The organism is Chryseobacterium foetidum (assembly GCF_025457425.1).
Lineage (GTDB): Bacteria > Bacteroidota > Bacteroidia > Flavobacteriales > Weeksellaceae > Chryseobacterium > Chryseobacterium foetidum.
The window spans coordinates 1,608,635-1,627,628 of record NZ_JAMXIA010000001.1 but is presented as its reverse complement, the minus strand read 5'-3'; the positions used below and the strand labels follow the sequence as shown (position 1 = coordinate 1,627,628).

Here is an 18,994-nt window from a genome sequence, read left to right as displayed (position 1 = left end):
TTTAAAATCAATGAAAAATCTCTACATCCATACCCGTTTTTTTCTGGCGCTCATCATAGTGGGAATTGTGTATGTTTTTGCATTCTTCTTTCCGTGGATGATGGTCGTGGCGCATGTTTTACTGCTGCTGGTTTTTCTTGCGGCAATGGTGGAATCCCTGTTTTTATTCAGCAGAAAAGAAAACATTTCGGCACAGAGAATTTTACCTGAAAAACTTTCAAACGGTGACGAAAATCCAGTGAAGATTGACCTTAGAAATAATTACAGTTTTAAAGTCAATGTCAATGTGATTGATGAAATACCATTTCAGTTTCAGAAGAGGAATTTTTTAATTAAAAAGCAGATTGAAAGTGGAAAAAACGCCTATTTCCAATATATTTTAGAGCCAAAAGAGCGTGGTGAATACAGTTTTGGAGCTTTAAATGTTTACGCATCTTCGCCATTGGGATTTGTGGCAAAAAGATTCAGATTTCAGAAAGATGCGATGCTGGCAACGTATCCTTCGTTTATTCATTTAAGGAAATATGAATTAATGGCTTTGCAGAATGAAGTCCTTTTGGGCGGCATCAAAAAAATCAGAAAGCTGGGACACACGATGGAATTTGAGCAGATTAAAGAATACGTTCCTGGCGATGACATCCGTACGGTGAACTGGAAAGCGACTTCCAAAACCAACAGGTTGATGGTAAATCAGTTTCAGGACGAAAAATCGCAGCGTATTTTCATGATTATTGACAAAGGCAGAACAATGAAAATGCCTTTCAAAGGATTGAGTTTACTGGATTATTCCATCAATGCGTCCATGGCTTTATCACATATTATTTTGAAGAAAAGCGACCGAGCCGGAATGATGACTTTCTCTAAAAAAGCAGAAAACAAAGTAGCTGCAGACAATAAATCTGGCCAACTGAAAAAGATTTCCGAAGCTTTATACAATGTGAAAACCGATTTTTTTGAGAGTGATTTCAACAGATTGTATCAGGACGTAAAATTTTCATTGAATCAGAGAAGTCTGGTTTTGCTTTTTACCAATTTTGAAACTTTAGACGGGCTCAACCGCCAAATGAAATACCTTCGAGGAATTGCCAAAAATCATTTACTCGTCGTGGTTTTCTTCAAAAATTCTGAACTGCATCAGCTTATCGGCAAAAAACCTGAGAACACTCAGGAAGTCTATGACCAGATCATCGCCGAGAAATTTGAATTTGAAAAGAAACTCATCATTCAGGAACTCCGAAAATACGGAATTTTTTCTGTCTACACCCTTCCCGAAAATCTGAATATTGAGGTGATTAATAAATATCTTGAGATTAAAGCAAGAGGAATTTTGTAAATTAAGATAGAATTAAACAGCTCTTTATCCCTATCTCTAATAATGTCATATCTCATTAAGTTTGCTTTTTTCGCTGATTATTTTAAATTTATTTTTACGCCACTTTTAATAACGTCGCATAGGCCTTTATACAGGAAAATTTCTGAAACATTTTTTATTTACTTATTTTGTTTAATATTAAGTACTTCTATTTCAATTGCTGTTTATTATTTTATTGATACACCTCAAAGAAAAGCTGAACATATTGATCTGAATTTTGGTTATATTTTTTTATCATGTTTCTTTTTACCATTGATAGAAGAAATAGTATTTAGATTATCGCTAATTTACTCAAGATGTAACTTGTCCTTTACTACTGCTGGATTATTTTTTTTAATTATTAATAACTTCCTTAAAACTCGGGACATATTTATCGGCGAAAATTATTATTTGATAAGAATCATATCCTCACTAATGATTTCAATTCTTATTGGAATCATCTTTTATTTTGCTTATAAGAAATATGAAGGAATGCTTGCTTATTTTTTTGAGAATAATTTCCGAACTGTATTTTATATTTCATCACTAATTTTTGCTTTTTTACATATATCAAATTTTCAAATAAGTTTAGATAAATATTTAGTATATCCCTTGATAATACTGCCTCAACTGATTTTTGGACTTACTGCAGGTTTCATAAGAATAAAATATGGCTTTTTATATTGTTTGTCTGTGCATATTTTGAATAATCTGATTCCTACCTTAATAATTTATCTGTATTTTCTATGAATTATTCTGATGATGATATATTTTAATCTAAAGAGATTTTCTGTACTTATAAAATTTCAAAATTGATTTTGTAATTTTACACTCATTACTCATTACTCATTACTCATGAAAATAACCCTCAACCGAATCAATGACGATTTTTTATTTGAATGCACCAACGCACAGGGAAATTCAATTCTTTTAGATAACACTTCGCAACCTGGAGCAAAAGGCGTTTCTCCCATGGAAAGCGTCATGATGGCGGTAGCAGGATGCAGCGGAATTGACGTCGTTTCAATTTTGAAAAAACAAAGACAGGAAATCACAGGTTTCAAAGCTGAAGTGGAAGGCGAAAGAATTCCCGTTGATGATGCAAAACCATTTAAATCAATGATTGTAAAATTCTTCCTGGAAGGGAATATCGATCCAAAAAAAGCATTAAAAGCTTCAGAATTATCTTTTGAAAAATACTGTTCCGTCTCAAAAACTTTGGAACCGAATGTAGAAATCAGCTACGAAGTTTTTGTCAATGGAGAAAAAGTAGTTTTATAAAATTTAGAAAAATTTTAAGCATAAAAAAATCCGCTCTGTTTTGCAGAACGGATTTTATCTTTTATAAGAATCTATTTTTTGATAATTTTCATGCTCTTTACAGAACCGTCATTCATAATAGAAGTAAGAATATAAACGCCAGATTTTAAATCAGATAACTGAATTGTAGCTGATGGCTTTTCAATTGTTTTTAAATTAATTCCAGAGAAATCTGTGATCGTTATTTTTCTGATATCTCCATGATTTTTAATGTTCAACACATCCTGAAAAGGATTAGGATATGCAGAGATCTCTTTTGTTTTGTTTTGAGTTTCGGCCGTTGCCAGTTGAGGAAGGGCTTCCAGGGTAACAGTCACTTTCCATGTATTGTTGTCTACTTTATTGTGCGTTGCAGAACATGCAGATCCGCCATACGTTCTCCATGCACGAAGTTCAAAATTTACAGTGCCTGTCAGATCATTAGCAAGCGCCAGGCCTGTTCTGTTATAGGAAAATGTTCCTGCGTTACTACCACTTCCTGAGGATATGGCAGACTCTGTATTTCCATTAGTCGAACATACCAAAATACTTCTTTGTTCCGACATCCATCCGTTATCTGCGGTGGTCATATTGTAAGAAACGCTTGTTGAATTAATTTTGTATCCGGCAGGAATTGTAACAGACATAGTTCCAGGGCAGTTGGTTGTGCTTGTTGCACTTACAGAGCTATTAAATTCTGTATTAATATCGCCGGCTGAATAAGTTACTGAAATCTGTCCTGTCGTAAAGCTGGTCATTTTCCAGAATCCCAGTGACGCTCCACAGTTTGAACGGATCCAGAGATTGTATGTCTGCCCGGTCTGAAGTCCTGGTAAATTAAGCGTTGTTGTACCGGCAGCTACACTTCCGGATGGAGTGGTAGTAGCTGTAGGTGGAGTAGATGATGTTGTAAGATAATACTGATAGCCAGCTGTAGGGGCTGTTGTAGGAGCTGTCCAGTTTACGGTTGCACTATTCATCGTTGTAGTAGATGTGAAATTGGTAGGAGCCGGGCAGCTGGTGTATAAATCACCTGAGAAAGCAAAAATATTAGGTATTCCGCCTGTTCCTGTCTTAGTTACCGTAATACTTTGAATAAGTTTTGACTGATTGGCTGCAGAAATTGCCATTGGAATCTGATAAAGTCTTGGATTGGTACCACCGCCGGATTCCAAATTATCATTGTTTCTGTTGATTCTACCAATCCCCTGAATGGCGTAATTGGTGCCTCCATACCAGTCTGAAATACTTTGTCCTGCGAAAACCTGTGTCGTATTATCAGAGAAATTTACGGTTACATCTACTGTACAGGCGCCGCTTCCGCCAGTGGCCAGCATATATAAACTTAATGCTGCAACAGGAGTGGATAATGTTAATGTCCCTGAAGTACCAGCAGTTTCTAACCTTAGAGAATTATTAGAACTGTAAGGAGCAAGTTGATACTGGAGTCCAGATGTTGAAGCCACAGCAGTACTGATAATTCCGTTTGTAGGTAAGCCGTATGTGAGTGGAGTGCTGGTTGCTGTAAGCTGAAAGTCTCTTGATATAAAATTATAGCTTACCCCATCCACATCATTATTTGTAGACGTTGCCGAAGTTCCAACGCCATTTGCAATTACATCGGCATTAAAGCCTGATAACGAAATCGGCTGGTATTCCTGAGCATTTAATGAATTGACTAAAATGCTGGACAGAACAACCCCAGCTACAGACAGTAGTTTTGTTTTCATAAATTAATAATTTGATTTGAACTGCTAATATAATAATTGTTTCGCAATTATTTTAATTTTTCAGCAATATGATTCACTTATTGTTGTTGTTAATTTAAAATTGTGATTTTGTCATATATTTTTGTGAATGTTCGAAACCAGGAATTTGATAAAACCGTAATTTTTTGCCTTTTTAGTTTTTAATTATACTTCAGATATAAAAGAATCCTCTCTCAAATTAGAAAGAGGATTTTTTACGAATTTAATTTTAAAATTAATTCAGATGATGTATTAAAAATTCATTCTCGGTTTCAAAAGTTTAGCAACAGTAGCCGTCCAGCCGGTTTGGTGAGAAGCTCCTACACCACGACCATTGTCGCCATGGAAATACTCAAAAAATGTGATATAATCCTTGAAGTTCTCGTCGAAATTAAATTTATCATATTCGCCGTTGAAAGCTCTTCTGCCGTTTTCATCCTTCAAAAATATTGAGCAAAGTCTGTGGCTGATGTCCTGTGCTACTTCATCAAGATTTTTCTTTTCGCCGCTTCCCGTAGGAAATTCTACCTTAAAACTGTTTCCGTAATAAAAATGGAAACGCTGAAGACTTTCCACAATCAGAAAATTTATAGGAAACCAAATCGGGCCGCGCCAGTTGCTGTTTCCTCCAAACATCCGGCTGTCACTTTCTGCAGGAGTATAGTAAACAATATTCTCAACGCCGTCTATCGAAAAAATAAATGGGTTTTCTTCATACACTTTAGACATGGCACGAATTCCATACTGACTCAGAAATTCTTTTTCATCAAGCATTCTTGTCAGCACTTTGGTTAACCGCGTTCTTCTTACGATGCTCATTAAATGCTTACGCCCCTGTCCTTCTTCATCCCAATGGGAAACTAGTTTGGCGAGCTCGGGCTTGTTTTTAAGAATCCATTCCATTCTTCCCTGAAAATTCGGCATCTTTTCAAGCAAATGATGATCGATAATTTCTACCGCAAACAACGGTATTAATCCGACAATACTTCTCAGTCTCAACGAAACCGCATCACCGCTTTGCAATTGTAAAACGTCATAGAAAAAGCCATCTTCTTCATTCCAAAGACCTTTTGTGCCTTCACCAAGATTTTCCATGGCCTCGGCGATGTAAAGATAATGTTCAAAGAACTTGATTGCCATGTCTTCATAAACCTGATAATACTGAGCCAGTTCCATGGCAATTCTCATCATGTTGAGTGCATACATTGCCATCCAGCTGGTACCATCGGCCTGTTCCAGATGTTCACCGTCTCTCAGTTCCATATTACGGTCAAAGGCACCAATGTTATCCAAACCAAGAAAACCTCCACCGAAGATATTCTGCCCGTTTTTATCTTTTCTGTTGACCCACCACGTGAAATTAAGAAGCAGCTTCTGGAACACTTTTTCCAAAAAAAGAAGATCCGGTTTCCCGTTGTGTTTTTCATCAATTTTAAAAACCCTGAAGCACGACCACGCATGTACAGGCGGATTCACATCACTCAGATTCCATTCATAGGCAGGCATTTGTCCGTTTGGATGCATGTACCATTCTTTGGTCAATAGAAGCAACTGGTTTTTTGCAAAATCTGCGTCAATGATGGCAAACGGAACACAATGGAATGCCAGATCCCACGTCGCATACCAGGGATATTCCCATTTGTCGGGCATTGAGATAATATCCTTGTTGTGAAGATGATCCCATTCTACATTTCTTACATAATCATTGAAATTTCTGGGAGCTTCAAAATTAGGATCTCCTTTCAGCCATTTTCCAACGTTATAGTGATAGAACTGTTTGTTCCAGAGAAGACCTGCAAAAGCCTGTCTCTGAACATTTCTTTCATCTTCATTTAAAATTTCTTCCTGAATGTTTTTATAAAATTCATCAGCCTCATTTATTCTCTGTGCAAAAATCTGATCAAAATTTTCAAACGGGCTGTCCGTTTCTTCCGAAGAGAGATTAAACTCAAAAACTTCAGAATCACCTGCTTTTATCACCTTATTGATTGAGATCGCAGCCTTGGAACCACGTTTTTCAGGATTTACGGTTGCTTCGTTTTTGGTGATATAATTATTAATTCCGTCTTTGTAGTAAGTGTTTTCCTTTTCAGGGCAGCCGTAGATTTTTGGTCTGTTGGTTTCGTTTTCGCAGAAAAGTGTTTCGCCTAAAGATTTAGTATAAAGTTTTTTAATTCCAATACTGTCGTGGTAAATGTTGATGTGATTGTTTGAATAAGAGTTGAGCTGTCCTTTATATTCATTGTAACCCCATTTCCAGTTGTTTCTGAACCAAAGCGTAGGCAATACCGTAAGTGGTGCATCCACTTTGCTTCTGTTATGAACGGTCACTCGGACTAAAATATCGTTTTTATCTGCCTTGCAGTATTCAATGAAAATATCAAAATATTCGTCGTTATCAAAAATTCCGGTGTCTATAATCTCGTATTCACGCTCCCTTTTGCTGCGGCTTGCGTTTTCATTCAGGATATCATCGTAAGGAAATTCATTGATGGGATATTTATACAGCATCTTCATATAGCTGTGAGTAGGCGTGTTGTCAAGGTAGTAAAAAAGTTCTTTCACATCTTCACCATGATTCCCTTGCGGATTGCTGAGACCGAACAAACGCTCTTTCACCATTTTGTCCTTCCCGTTCCAGAAAGACAGCGCAAAACAAAGAAGCTGTTTGTGATCGGAGATTCCGGCGATGCCTTCTTCACCCCAGCGGTAGGTGTAGCTTTCAGCACTGTCGTGATTGGTGAAATTCCATGCATTACCGTTTGGGCTGTAGTCTTCCCGCACATTTCCCCATTGCCTGTTGCTTACGTATGGTCCCCAGTTTTGCCAGTCGTGGCTGTTCAGTCTTTCTTTTTCTACACTCATAAAGCTCCTTTTTCTTTACGAATTTAATTTTTTATTGACAGAAAACCAATTTTTAGTATCTGAATTATTATTAACAGAGCCCTTTTCTGCTTTATTAGAGGTATTTTTCAATGTTAAATTAAATTATTTTAATATTTAAAAATAATGATATATCTTTGCACCATTCGATCATTCACATATTGAAAATGTTATCAAGAAAGGTTGAGGGACAGACCCTGTGAAACCTTAGCAACCCTTTGCGCAAGCGAAGAAGGTGCTACGTTCTACCAAAAGTTTTTATTTTTTGGACAGATAACTTACTGAAGTTCTTTTCAGCCATTTCTCATGGCATTTTCAAATTGTATTATCAAAAAGTATAATAGAATTGAAAACAGAACTGCAATATATTAATTTTCCGTATCAAACCGATTCCCAAAAGGAATACCATATCTCATTGAGCTACCAGCTTTTTGGGAAAGACCTGTTTTCTGCACCCATCATTTTAGTTAATCATGCCTTAACCGGAAATTCAAACGTTTCCGGAGAAAAAGGTTGGTGGAAACAGTTGATTGGTGAAGATCAGGTAATTGATACCAATAAATATACAATGCTTTGTTTCAATATTCCCGGAAACGGATATGATGATTTTTTTGTTGATGACTACGCAGATTTTACGCCTTCAGACATAGCCAATATTTTTCTGAAAGGTTTAGAAATTTTAAATATTAAAAACGTTTACGCGATTATCGGAGGATCGCTCGGAGGTGGAATTGGCTGGGAAATGCTGGCTAAAAATCCAGATCTGGCTGAGCTATTCATTCCGATCGCCTGTGATTCCAAAACTCATGACTGGCTGCACGCTCAATGTCTTGTTCAGAAATTTTTACTGAACGGAAATGATGAGCCACTTCAGAAAGCAAGAATTCATGCGATGTTGTGCTACAGAACACCACAGTCTCTAAATGACAGGTTTCAGAATAAATTCAATCAGGAAAAGCAGAAGTTAGAATCTGAAGATTGGCTTGTTTATCACGGAAATTCTTTAAACGATAGATTTAGTTTAGAATCCTATAAGCTGATGAATCACTTACTGATGAACATCAATGCAAACGATAAAGATTTAAATAAAATCAAAGCACGAATGCACATGATCTCCGTAGATACCGATTTGTTTTTCCCTGCTTCTGAAATCCGAATGTGTTTTGAAAAGCTGAGAAAGGAAAAAGAGGATGTTTTCTATCACGAGATCAAATCAATTCATGGGCACGACGCCTTTTTAATGGAATATCAACAGTTAAATTATATCATAAAAAATATTTTGTAGAGATGAGTAAGATTAATGCAAACGAAATAAAATTTTTAAAAAACAGATCAATTATCAAATTTGAAGGAGCAGATTTCCTTGGTGAAATAGGGATTGATGGAAGGGTTTTTAAAGCGCTTACTTTAGCGAGAATCAGCGTGGGCGTAATTTCTCAGCAAGCCGTTGAGAACGGTTTGTCAATTCTGGTACACGAAGATGATTCTGAAAAAGCAGTAACCTGTCTGATCGAGGAATTTGCCGAAGAAAGAAAATCAGGTAAGGTTTCTCAGATTTACAGCATCAATAATGTTTCTGTCATAGGTTTTGTGGCGGATGATTTAAATAAAATACTTTCTGAACTGGCGAGAAACAATGTTTTTCCGTTGCTTTTAAATCAAAATTCAAGCGAAAAGCGAATCAATATTGTGGTGACGTCTTCTCAGGATGAGAAAACTAAAAATATCATTGAATCGGAAATTTTTAAAAAACCAAAAACGGTTCATTTGGCAATTATCGGTCATGGAAATGTTGGAAAGACATTAATTGAGCAGGTTTTACATTCTTCAGAAGAAATTAAAAGAAGAAAAAATATACACCTGAAAGTTGTGGCAGTGGCCAATTCCAGAAAGATTGCCTTCAATAAAAAAGGTTTTGACAATACTTGGAGTGACGAAGTTTTTGCGGCCGAAAAATCTTCTGATGTTTCTGAACTCATTAATTTCTCAAAGGAAAATCAACTTGAAAACCTGATTGTTGTAGATAACACAGCAAGTGTTGACTTCGTGAAAAATTATCAGGCTTTGGCAGAAAATGGTTTTGATCTGGTTTCTTCCAACAAAATTTTCAACACGCTTCCGATTGAAGAATATCGTAAACTAAGATATACGTTGAACAAAAATAACAAACGTTATCTTTATGAAACAAACGTAGGTGCAGGTTTGCCTCTAATCGATACGATAAAGCTTCTTCACCTTTCCGGAGAGAATATTACGAGAATCAAAGGTGTGTTTTCCGGAACACTGAGCTATGTTTTCAATAATTTTTCTTTGCGCGATGATAAATTTTCCACGATCGTTAATGAAGCTTTAGAAAAAGGTTTTACCGAACCAGATCCGAGAGAGGATTTGTCCGGAAACGACGTCGCAAGAAAACTTTTGATTTTAGCGAGAGAACTGGATTTAATTAATGAATTTAGTGATATCAACATTCAGAATTTGGTTCCTGAAGCTTTGCTTTCAGTTTCAAAACAGGAATTTCTTTCACGATTGGAAGAATTAGACGAGGAATACGATCAAATCAAGAAAAATCAGGAATCGAATCATGTTTTAAGATACGTTGGCGATCTGCACGGAGATTTACAGAAAGAAAGAGGTGAACTGGATGTGAAATTAATTTCCGTTCCCGCAACTTCCGCTTTGGGACAGTTAAAAGGTTCAGATTCAATTTTCGAAATCTATACCGAAAGTTACGGCGAAAACCCAATCGTTATCATGGGAGCTGGTGCCGGCGCAAAAGTAACTGCCCGCGGTGTTTTTGGAGATATTTTAAGATTAAGTGAAACGAAGTAGGTTTTGTAAAAAGTATAAAGTAGAAATGTAAAAAGTCCCAACGGGACGATTTAATAAAGGATAGGATGCAATCCTATCAATCAAATTCATATAAAAAATGGAAAACGAAAATTTCGAAACCCTCGCGATAAGAACACAAACCGAAAGAACTCAGTTTGACGAGCATTCTACGCCTTTATATCTTACTTCAAGCTTTGTTTTTGAGGATGCAGAAGATATGAGAGCGAGTTTTGCCGAAGAGAAATCTAAAAATCTGTACAGCCGGTTTTCAAATCCGAACGTTACAGAATTTACAGATAAAATCGTCAAAATGGAAGGTGCTGAGGCAGGTTACGCTTTTGCCACAGGAATGGCCGCAATTTACTCTACCTTTGCAACTTTGTTGAATGCTGGAGACCACATCGTAAGCTGTCAGTCGGTTTTCGGCTCCACGCACACATTGTTCACAAAATATTTCCCGAAATGGAATATTGAAACGACTTATTTCAAAGCCGAAGATGCTGAAAACGTAGAAAAATATATTCAACCCAACACAAAAATTTTATACTTAGAAACGCCGACCAATCCAGCGATTGAAGTCTTAGATTTAGAATTTTTTGTACGAATTGCCAAAAAACATAATTTGATTTTCATTGTAGACAACTGTTTTGCGACGCCTTACCTTCAGCAGCCGATAAAATACGGAGCCGATTTGGTGGTGCATTCAGCCACAAAACTGATTGACGGTCAGGGTCGTGTTTTGGGCGGAGTAGCCGTTGGAAGAGAAGATTTAATCAGAGAAATTTATCTTTTTGCACGAAATACGGGTCCAGCAATGTCACCTTTTAATGCATGGGTTTTGTCGAAAAGTTTAGAGACTTTGGCGATTCGTGTAGAAAGACACTGCGAAAATGCTTTGAAAGTAGCAGAGTTTTTAGAAAATCATCCAAATGTGGAATTGGTAAAGTACCCGTTTTTAAAATCGCATCCGAGCTATGAAATTGCCAAAAAGCAAATGAAGTTAGGCGGAAACGTCGTTGCTTTTGAAATCAAAGGCGGAATTGAAGGAGGAAGAAACTTTTTAGATAAAATAAAAATGTGTTCACTGTCTGCAAACTTGGGCGATACCAGAACCATTGTCACTCATCCGGCATCTACAACGCATTCCAAACTTTCTGATGAAGAGAGAAATGAAGTAGGAATCACTGCAGGATTGGTTCGCTGCTCGGTAGGTCTGGAAAATGTGGATGATATTATTGCCGATTTGAAGCAGGCATTGGAGTAGAATGATTTGGGCAGCTGTATCCGCCTTCCACTCCCGCTTTTTTGCCTCCGCTGCGCTGCGGCAAAAAGAGCTCCGTTCAAGTCGGGCTGCAAGAGAGATTCAGCGCAAAAATTTGAAAAATTCGAATATAATTCGTGTAATTAGTATTAAATAAAAATGAAAAATTCAGAACAACTATACAAAGCCCTTTCCGAAAGAATCCTTATTCTCGACGGAGCAATGGGAACCATGCTTCAGCGATATAAATTCGAAGAAGAAGATTACCGTGGTGAGCGTTTCAAAGACTGGGAACATCCGGTAAAAGGAAATAATGACCTGCTTTCTTTAACTCAACCTCACGCAATTGAAGAAGTTCACAGGAAATATCTGGAAGCAGGAGCAGATATTCTGGAAACCAACACTTTTTCCGGAACGACCATCGCAATGGCAGATTACCACATGGAAGATCTGGTGTACGAACTTAACTTTGAGTCAGCTAAAATCGCAAGAAAAGTTTGTGATGAGTTCACAGCTCAAAATCCTGATAAACCGAGATTCGTTGCAGGCTCCATCGGACCAACCAACAGAACGGCAAGCTTAAGTCCGGATGTGAACGATCCGGGCTACCGCGCAATTACTTTTGAAGACTTGAGACTGGCTTACAAACAACAGTCAGAAGCTTTGTTGGATGGAGGTTCAGACATTCTTTTGGTAGAAACTATTTTCGATACACTAAATGCAAAAGCGGCATTGTTTGCCATTGACGAAATTCAGGAGGAAAGAGGAATTCAGATTCCGATTATGGTTTCGGGAACGATTACCGATGCCTCAGGAAGAACGTTGAGCGGGCAGACAGCCGAAGCGTTTTTAATTTCAGTTTCTCATTTAAATTTACTGAGCGTAGGTTTCAACTGTGCCTTGGGAGCCAATCAGCTGACGCCTTATCTGGAAACACTGGCGCACAATTCAGAATTCCATGTTTCGGCTTATCCGAATGCGGGTCTTCCGAATGCGTTCGGGCAGTATGATGAATCGCCGGATCAGATGGCTGCTCAGATCAGAGAATATGTGGAAAAAGGATTGATCAATATCATCGGTGGATGCTGTGGTACAACGCCTGAACACATCAAAGCGATTGCCGAACTGGTCGACAAATACGAACCGAGAAAAGTAAAGGATTTTGTATGATTTTTGATTGTTGAAAGTTTAGAACGAGTGTAAAAACTTTTTTAAAATCAAATCAACAATCTTATGGACAAGCCACTTTACCTTAAAAATTCCGACGATACAAAACTGTTTAATGAACTGAGAAAAAGAGTGAACGAGCGCGTAGAAAAACTTCCCAAAAACAGAGATATTTACATCCAGATCAAAGCCATTATTTTGCCTTTGGTCTATTTTGGTTTGTATGTGTTTGCACTTTTTAATGCAGACAGACCTTGGATTTACATTTCCAGTTTTGTTCTGATGGGAATTTCTCTGGTTTTAATCTATTTAAATCTGATTCACGAGGCGGCTCACAACAATATTTTTAAAAATAAAAAACTCAACAGTTTTGTGCTGCAGATTTTCGATTTTGTGGGAGCCAATTCCTACATCTGGAAAAAAAGACATATCGCAGCGCACCACGCCTATCCGAATGTGGACGGCTGGGATACCGACATCGAGCAGAGCGGTCTTTTACTGATTGTGCCATGGATCAAGGCTAAAGGAATTCAGAAATACCAACACTTCTTTTTCTTTCTGGTGTATCCTTTATATCTGTTCAACTGGATGTTTATCAGGGATTTCAGAGATTTTTTTGATAACGACAGAGTGATTTTAAAAACGCAGGGCAAAATTCCGGTTTCAGAGAAAATTAAGATGATTTGCTTTAAATTATTTTACTTCTTCTACCAAATCGCCGTGCCGGTTTTATTTTTAAAGGTTTCTTTGGGGTTGGCTTTGGGTGCATGGTTTTTACAGGTAATTGCAGCGAGCATTTTTGCGCTTTTTGTACTGTTGCCACTACATCCGCTGCCAGACAATGCCTTTCCGAAATTAGATGAAAAAAACGGACTCCCGTTCAGCTGGATCCGTCATCAGCTCGAAGTGACGAATGATTTAAAAGAAAACAACTGGTTTGTGAGAAATGTGTTGGGAAATTTCAACTTTCACGTTGCCCATCATCTTTTCCCAAACTACAGCTATATGTATTACAACGAAATTACAGAGGAAATTGAGCAGTTTGCCAAAGAAAACAATTTGGGTTACAAACGCTTTCCAATGTTTACCGCTTTGGGCAAACACGTCGATTTGCTGAAGCAAAATGCGAACAACGCTTATTTTATTTTAGAAGAATAAATGGTTTAAAATAAAAAAAGATGAATATTGAGTACTGTTTAAGATAAAGAACTTAGCTTGCTTTTACAGGTTTAACGGTTCGTAAAACTTAAAACAATAAGCATTAAAAAACTTAGTGTACTTAGTATTTAAAATGATGATTAAAAATTTAAATTAAAAACAAATCAGTTTAGCGATTCCAAACATTGGTGTACTGTTAAATTGATAAATTGTTACATAAATAAAAATGAAATATTTAAAATTATCAGGGCTGGAACCTCTGATTATTACTCCGGAATCAAATTTTATCAACGTGGGCGAAAGAACCAACGTTGCCGGATCTAAAAAGTTTTTAAGATTAATAAAAGAAGAGAAATTTTCTGAAGCCTTAGATATCGCAAGAGATCAGGTGGATGGCGGTGCTCAGATTCTTGATGTGAATTTTGACGACGGTTTGATCGACGGAAAAGCTTCCATGATTAAATTCCTGAATTTGATTGGCTCCGAACCGGATATTTCCAAAATCCCAATTATGGTCGATTCTTCCAAATGGGAAATTCTGGAAGCCGGTTTGCAGGTTGTTCAGGGAAAATGCGTGGTGAATTCCATCAGTTTGAAAGGTGGTGAAGAAGAATTCATAAAACAGGCAAAAACCATCAAAAGATATGGAGCAGCCGTGATTGTTATGGCTTTTGATGAAGTAGGGCAGGCCGATACGTATGACAGAAGGCTCGAAATCTGCGAAAGAAGCTATAAAATTTTAACCGAAATTGTTCGTTTTCCTGCTGAAGACATTATTTTCGATTTAAATATTTTCCCCGTAGCCACTGGGATGGATGAGCACCGTCGGAACGCAATCGATTTCATCGAAGCTACGAGATGGGTAAGACAGAATCTTCCTTATGCTTCAGTCAGTGGAGGAGTTTCCAATGTTTCGTTCTCGTTTCGTGGAAATGATACGGTACGTGAAGCGATGCACTCGGTTTTTCTGTACCACGCGATTCAGGCGGGCATGAACATGGGAATCGTAAATCCTGCGTTGCTTGAGGTTTATGATGAAATTAATAAAGAACTTCTCGAGCTCGTTGAAGATGTTATTCTCGACAAAAGAGAAGATGCTACTGAAAGGCTTTTGGATTATTCTGAACGAAATAAATCGGTTAAAAAAGAAAAAGTTGAGGAGCTCGAATGGCGTACTCATTCTTTGCAGGAAAGAATCACGCATTCTCTCGTAAAAGGAATTGACCGTTTCATAGAAGAAGATGTGGAAGAGGCCAGATTGCTTGCTGACCGCCCTCTTCACGTCATCGAAGTCAATCTGATGACCGGAATGGGTGTTGTAGGAGATCTTTTCGGTGCAGGAAAAATGTTCCTTCCGCAGGTAGTGAAATCTGCCCGTGTGATGAAAAAAGCGGTTGCTTATCTGCAGCCATTTATTGAAGCTGAAAAAGACGTCGCTCAGAAACCCAACGGAAAAATTCTAATGGCAACCGTAAAAGGTGACGTTCACGATATCGGAAAAAATATTGTGAGTGTGGTTTTGGGTTGTAATAATTATGATATTGTGGATTTGGGCGTGATGGTTCCTGCCGAGAAAATTATTCAGGCAGCGATTGATCATAACGTCGATGTCATCGGTCTGAGCGGATTAATTACACCAAGTTTGGATGAAATGGTGTACATCGCTTCAGAACTAGAGAGGCAGAATTTAAATTTCCCTTTGCTGATCGGTGGTGCAACAACTTCAAAGGCTCACACAGCTGTAAAGATTGATTTAAAATATAAAAACGCCGTCGTTCACGTAAATGATGCATCCAGAGCGGTTAATGTGGTAAGTTCATTGTTGGGAGATCGTAATAAAGAATATGTTGACGATCTGAAAAATGACTATTCAGATTTCCGTGAAAAGTTTTTGAACAGACAGGTTGATAAAAACTATGTTTCACTGGAAGACGCAAGAAAAGATAAGTTCAAAATCGATTGGGAAAACGAAGAAATTTTCACTCCAAATAATTTAGGAATTCAGGTTTTTGAAAATCAGGATTTGGAAGAACTGATTCCGTTTATCGATTGGTCGCCGTTTTTCAGAAGCTGGGATCTGCATGGGAAATATCCGAATATTTTTGATGATAAAGTTGTCGGTGAACAGGCAAAAGAGCTGTTTGCAGACGGACAGAAAATTTTAAAGAAAATAGTTGACGAAAAACTGTTGGTTGCCAAAGCAGTCTTCGGAATTTTTAAAGCCAATTCAAACGAAACCGATGACATTTTAATTTATGATGAAAATGATCAGGAAAAAGTTAAGTTTTTGACTTTAAGACAGCAGGTTCAGAAATCAAAAGGGAAAGATTATATCGCATTAAGTGATTTTATCGCACCAAAAAGTTCAGGAAAGACCGATTACATGGGCGCTTTCTGTGTTTGCACAGGTTTCGGAACTGATGAACTCTCAGATCAGTATGAAAAAGACAATGACGACTACAACGCCATCATGGTAAAAGCGATTGCCGACCGTTTTGCAGAAGCTTACGCCGAATTTTTACACAAAAAAGTCCGTACAGAATATTGGGGCTATGCCAATCAGGAAAATTTAAGCAACGAAGAGTTAATTGCCGAAAAATACAAAGGAATTCGTCCTGCTCCCGGCTATCCCGCGTGTCCTGACCATTTGGAAAAACACGCAATTTGGGATCTTTTAAATGTGGAAGAAGAAATCGGCGTTTATCTTACTGAAAGTTTAGCGATGTTCCCGACAGCAGCTGTTTCCGGATATTATTTTGGAAGTCCGCACGCCAAATATTTCGGTTTAGGAAAAATTTCAGAAGACCAGTTGAAAGAATATTCAGTAAGGAAAGGAATTTCTTTAAAGGAAGCGAGAAAATGGCTGAATCCGAATTTAGCAGATGGATTTTAGATGAGAAGACAGATTTGGAATTATATGAATTTGAGGGATTAAATTCTATTTTTGTAAATAAAAACAATTATGAAAAATATCAAAATATTAGAAAATTTAGATGAAATAAGAACGATTGATGAGCAAAAAAAGTCAATCGATTCTTACCGTCCGTTTTCTAAAGAATTGGAAACTAAAATTTTTCAGAAACTAAAATTAGACTGGAATTATAATTCAAATGCAATCGAAGGTAATCAGTTGAGTTACGGCGAAACAATCGCTTTTTTAAACTTTGGCTTGACCGCTAAAGGAAAACCTTTCAAAGATCATTTAGATATTAAAGGGCATAACGAAGCAATAGGTTTCATGCTGCAATTAATTAAAGAAGATCGTCCGCTTTCAGAAAGTGACATTAAGGATTTACATAAAATAATTTTAGTTGAACCTTATTTTTCACAAACGATTTCACCTGAAGGGATTGAGTTTCAAAAAGAAATTAAAATCGGACAATATAAAATTTCGCCCAATCATGTGAAAACAGTTTCCGGGGACATTCATTATTACACCAATCCCGAAGAAGTTCCTTTTGAGATGAACAATCTTTTGGAATGGTACAGGAATACTGAGGAAGAAAATCTGCATCCAATTATTATTTCTGCTATTTTCCATCATAAGTTTACTTCAATTCATCCATTTGATGATGGAAACGGAAGATTAGCCAGAATTCTGAGCAATTTTATCTTGCTTAAACATCAATATCCAGTTATTGTAATTAAAAATAAGGATAAAATTCAATATTACTCAGCGTTAAATATTGCTGATAATGGAATCTACGACGATTTGATAAGGCTATTTGCAGAAAATATTGGCTTCAGTCTGGATATTATGCAAAAAGCAATTAACGGAGAAAATATCAATGAAGCAGATGATTTAGATAAGGAGATTGAGTTGTTCACCAAACAAATGCAGGTTCAAAATATTAAAACTGTAGACTTTGAAAAAGATAAAGATTTCTTACTAACCAACTATGTAAAAGATTTTTTGCAATATCTGATACCTAAAGTCAGTAAGATTGGGGAGCTTTTTCAAGAATATAAAATTATATTAATTGAAAAAATCCCCTTACAAGATCCGAAATATCATTCACTTAGTGATATGAATTTAGATTTGATGTATAATAACCAAATTGAATATGGAAATATTTTATATAGATTTTATTTTATTTTAAATGGTTTGGTTAAAAAAGAACTTGAAATAAACTTTGATTTGAAAATACTATTAAATAAGAAATCAATAAGATATCAATTAGTTGATAATGAAGATGTTTTAATTTTTGAACGAGATTTTTTTTATAGTGAAAATGCCAAAATTGTTTATGAAGAAATAACACCATCAGTGATTTACTACTTAATTAATATCATTAAGATTCATGGTATTATAAATACAGAAGAATAACTTATAAATGAAAATTACAGACCATATAAAAAACGCCAACGGCAAAACGCTTTTCTCCCTCGAAGTTGTTCCCCCTCAAAAAGGAATCGGAATTGAAGATTTATATACCAACATCGATCCTTTGATGGAATTTAAACCTCCATTCATCGACGTGACGACTTCAAGAGAAGAATACATCTACATCGACAAAGGAAACGGTTTAATGGAACGCCGAATTACAAGGATGCGTCCCGGAACTTTGGGAATTTGTGCGGCAATTCAACATAAATATGGAGTAGATACCGTTCCTCACCTGCTTTGCGGAGGTTTCACCAAAGAAGAAACAGAATATCTTTTGGTAGACTGTATGTATTTGGGGATTGATAATATTATGGCATTGCGAGGCGATGCGATGAAAGGGCATCAGTATTTTGAAGCCACTCCCGGCGGTCACGCCAGTGCAATGGATTTGGTGAATCAAATCAATAATTTGGGAAGAGGAAAATATCTTCACGATGATCAGGCTTGCGATGATAACAACAAATTCTGCATCGGAGTTGCCGGTTATCCCGAAAAACACATGGAAGCTCCGTCAATGAATTACGATTTGAAATGGCTCAAGCAGAAAGTAGATGCAGGAGCAGATTACATCGTAACCCAAATGTTTTTTGACAATAAAAAATACATCGAATTTGTAACAAAAGCCCGTGAAATGGGAATCACCGTTCCAATCATTCCAGGTATAAAACCGATTGCCACTAAAAAACATTTAAAATTACTGCCGCAGGTTTTCAAAATTGATCTGCCTGAAGACTTAATCAACGCTGTAGAAAGCGCAAAAAACAATGAAGCTGTGAAACAGATCGGCGTGGAATGGGCCATCAGCCAATGCAGGGAATTGCTCGATTTCGGCGTTCCTGTACTGCATTTTTACTCGATGGGTAAGAGTGATAATATTAAAAAAGTAGCCGGAGAGCTATTCTAAATAG

At 37.0% G+C, this 18,994-nt stretch carries 13 protein-coding genes and 1 riboswitch; of the genes, 11 read left to right on the top strand and 2 right to left on the bottom strand.

The features are described from left to right. Positions 1–10 precede the first annotated feature (10 nt). From NG809_RS07600 to NG809_RS07595, 3 genes are all read left to right on the top strand, one after another. Positions 11–1,333 carry a DUF58 domain-containing protein gene (locus NG809_RS07600; protein WP_262149452.1) on the top strand — a complete coding sequence of 441 codons (1,323 nt, stop codon included), beginning with the start codon at positions 11–13 and terminating at the stop codon, positions 1,331–1,333. A 42-nt stretch (positions 1,334–1,375) separates the two neighbouring features. Continuing rightward, positions 1,376–2,101, top strand: coding sequence for a CPBP family glutamic-type intramembrane protease (locus NG809_RS18415; RefSeq protein WP_396124833.1), 726 nt, complete (start codon positions 1,376–1,378; stop codon positions 2,099–2,101). Between the two features lie 105 nt (positions 2,102–2,206). Next, the gene (locus NG809_RS07595; RefSeq protein WP_262149451.1) at positions 2,207–2,632 is read left to right on the top strand and encodes an OsmC family protein; all 426 of its coding nucleotides are present in this window, start codon (positions 2,207–2,209) and stop codon (positions 2,630–2,632) included. Positions 2,633–2,703: 71 nt separating this feature from the next. On the opposite strand, the gene NG809_RS07590 is transcribed toward NG809_RS07595, so the two are convergent. Together NG809_RS07590 and NG809_RS07585 are read right to left on the bottom strand one after the other, a co-directional pair. After that, the gene (locus NG809_RS07590; RefSeq protein WP_262149449.1) at positions 2,704–4,380 is read right to left on the bottom strand and encodes a T9SS type A sorting domain-containing protein; all 1,677 of its coding nucleotides are present in this window, start codon (positions 4,378–4,380) and stop codon (positions 2,704–2,706) included. A gap of 270 nt (positions 4,381–4,650) precedes the next feature. Further along, positions 4,651–7,263, bottom strand: a complete 2,613-nt coding sequence (locus tag NG809_RS07585) for an MGH1-like glycoside hydrolase domain-containing protein (protein ID WP_262149447.1) — start codon at positions 7,261–7,263, stop codon at positions 4,651–4,653. 185 nt (positions 7,264–7,448) lie between these two features. Further along, a riboswitch (SAM riboswitch) is annotated at positions 7,449–7,561 on the top strand. A gap of 66 nt (positions 7,562–7,627) precedes the next feature. Between NG809_RS07585 and NG809_RS18410 the strand changes: the two genes are divergently transcribed. From NG809_RS18410 to metF, 8 genes are all read left to right on the top strand, one after another. Next, positions 7,628–8,566, top strand: coding sequence for an alpha/beta fold hydrolase (locus NG809_RS18410; RefSeq protein WP_262149445.1), 939 nt, complete (start codon positions 7,628–7,630; stop codon positions 8,564–8,566). Between the two features lie 2 nt (positions 8,567–8,568). Continuing rightward, positions 8,569–10,113 carry an ACT domain-containing protein gene (locus NG809_RS18405; RefSeq protein ID WP_262149443.1) on the top strand — a complete coding sequence of 515 codons (1,545 nt, stop codon included), beginning with the start codon at positions 8,569–8,571 and terminating at the stop codon, positions 10,111–10,113. A 97-nt stretch (positions 10,114–10,210) separates the two neighbouring features. Continuing rightward, positions 10,211–11,377 carry an O-succinylhomoserine sulfhydrylase gene (locus NG809_RS07570; protein ID WP_262149442.1) on the top strand — a complete coding sequence of 389 codons (1,167 nt, stop codon included), beginning with the start codon at positions 10,211–10,213 and terminating at the stop codon, positions 11,375–11,377. Between the two features lie 156 nt (positions 11,378–11,533). Next, positions 11,534–12,544 carry a homocysteine S-methyltransferase family protein gene (locus NG809_RS07565; protein WP_262149440.1) on the top strand — a complete coding sequence of 337 codons (1,011 nt, stop codon included), beginning with the start codon at positions 11,534–11,536 and terminating at the stop codon, positions 12,542–12,544. 63 nt (positions 12,545–12,607) lie between these two features. Beyond that, positions 12,608–13,699: a fatty acid desaturase family protein gene (locus NG809_RS07560; RefSeq protein WP_262149439.1), complete on the top strand. Its 1,092-nt coding sequence runs from the start codon at positions 12,608–12,610 to the stop codon at positions 13,697–13,699. Positions 13,700–13,925: 226 nt separating this feature from the next. Next, positions 13,926–16,592: a methionine synthase gene (metH, locus tag NG809_RS07555; RefSeq protein ID WP_262149438.1), complete on the top strand. Its 2,667-nt coding sequence runs from the start codon at positions 13,926–13,928 to the stop codon at positions 16,590–16,592. 69 nt (positions 16,593–16,661) lie between these two features. Continuing rightward, positions 16,662–18,026 (top strand): Fic family protein, encoded by a 1,365-nt coding sequence (locus NG809_RS07550; protein ID WP_262149437.1) that lies wholly within the window; start codon positions 16,662–16,664, stop codon positions 18,024–18,026. A 7-nt stretch (positions 18,027–18,033) separates the two neighbouring features. Further along, positions 18,034–18,990, top strand: a complete 957-nt coding sequence (gene metF, locus NG809_RS07545) for a methylenetetrahydrofolate reductase [NAD(P)H] (RefSeq protein WP_262149436.1) — start codon at positions 18,034–18,036, stop codon at positions 18,988–18,990. Positions 18,991–18,994 lie beyond the last annotated feature (4 nt).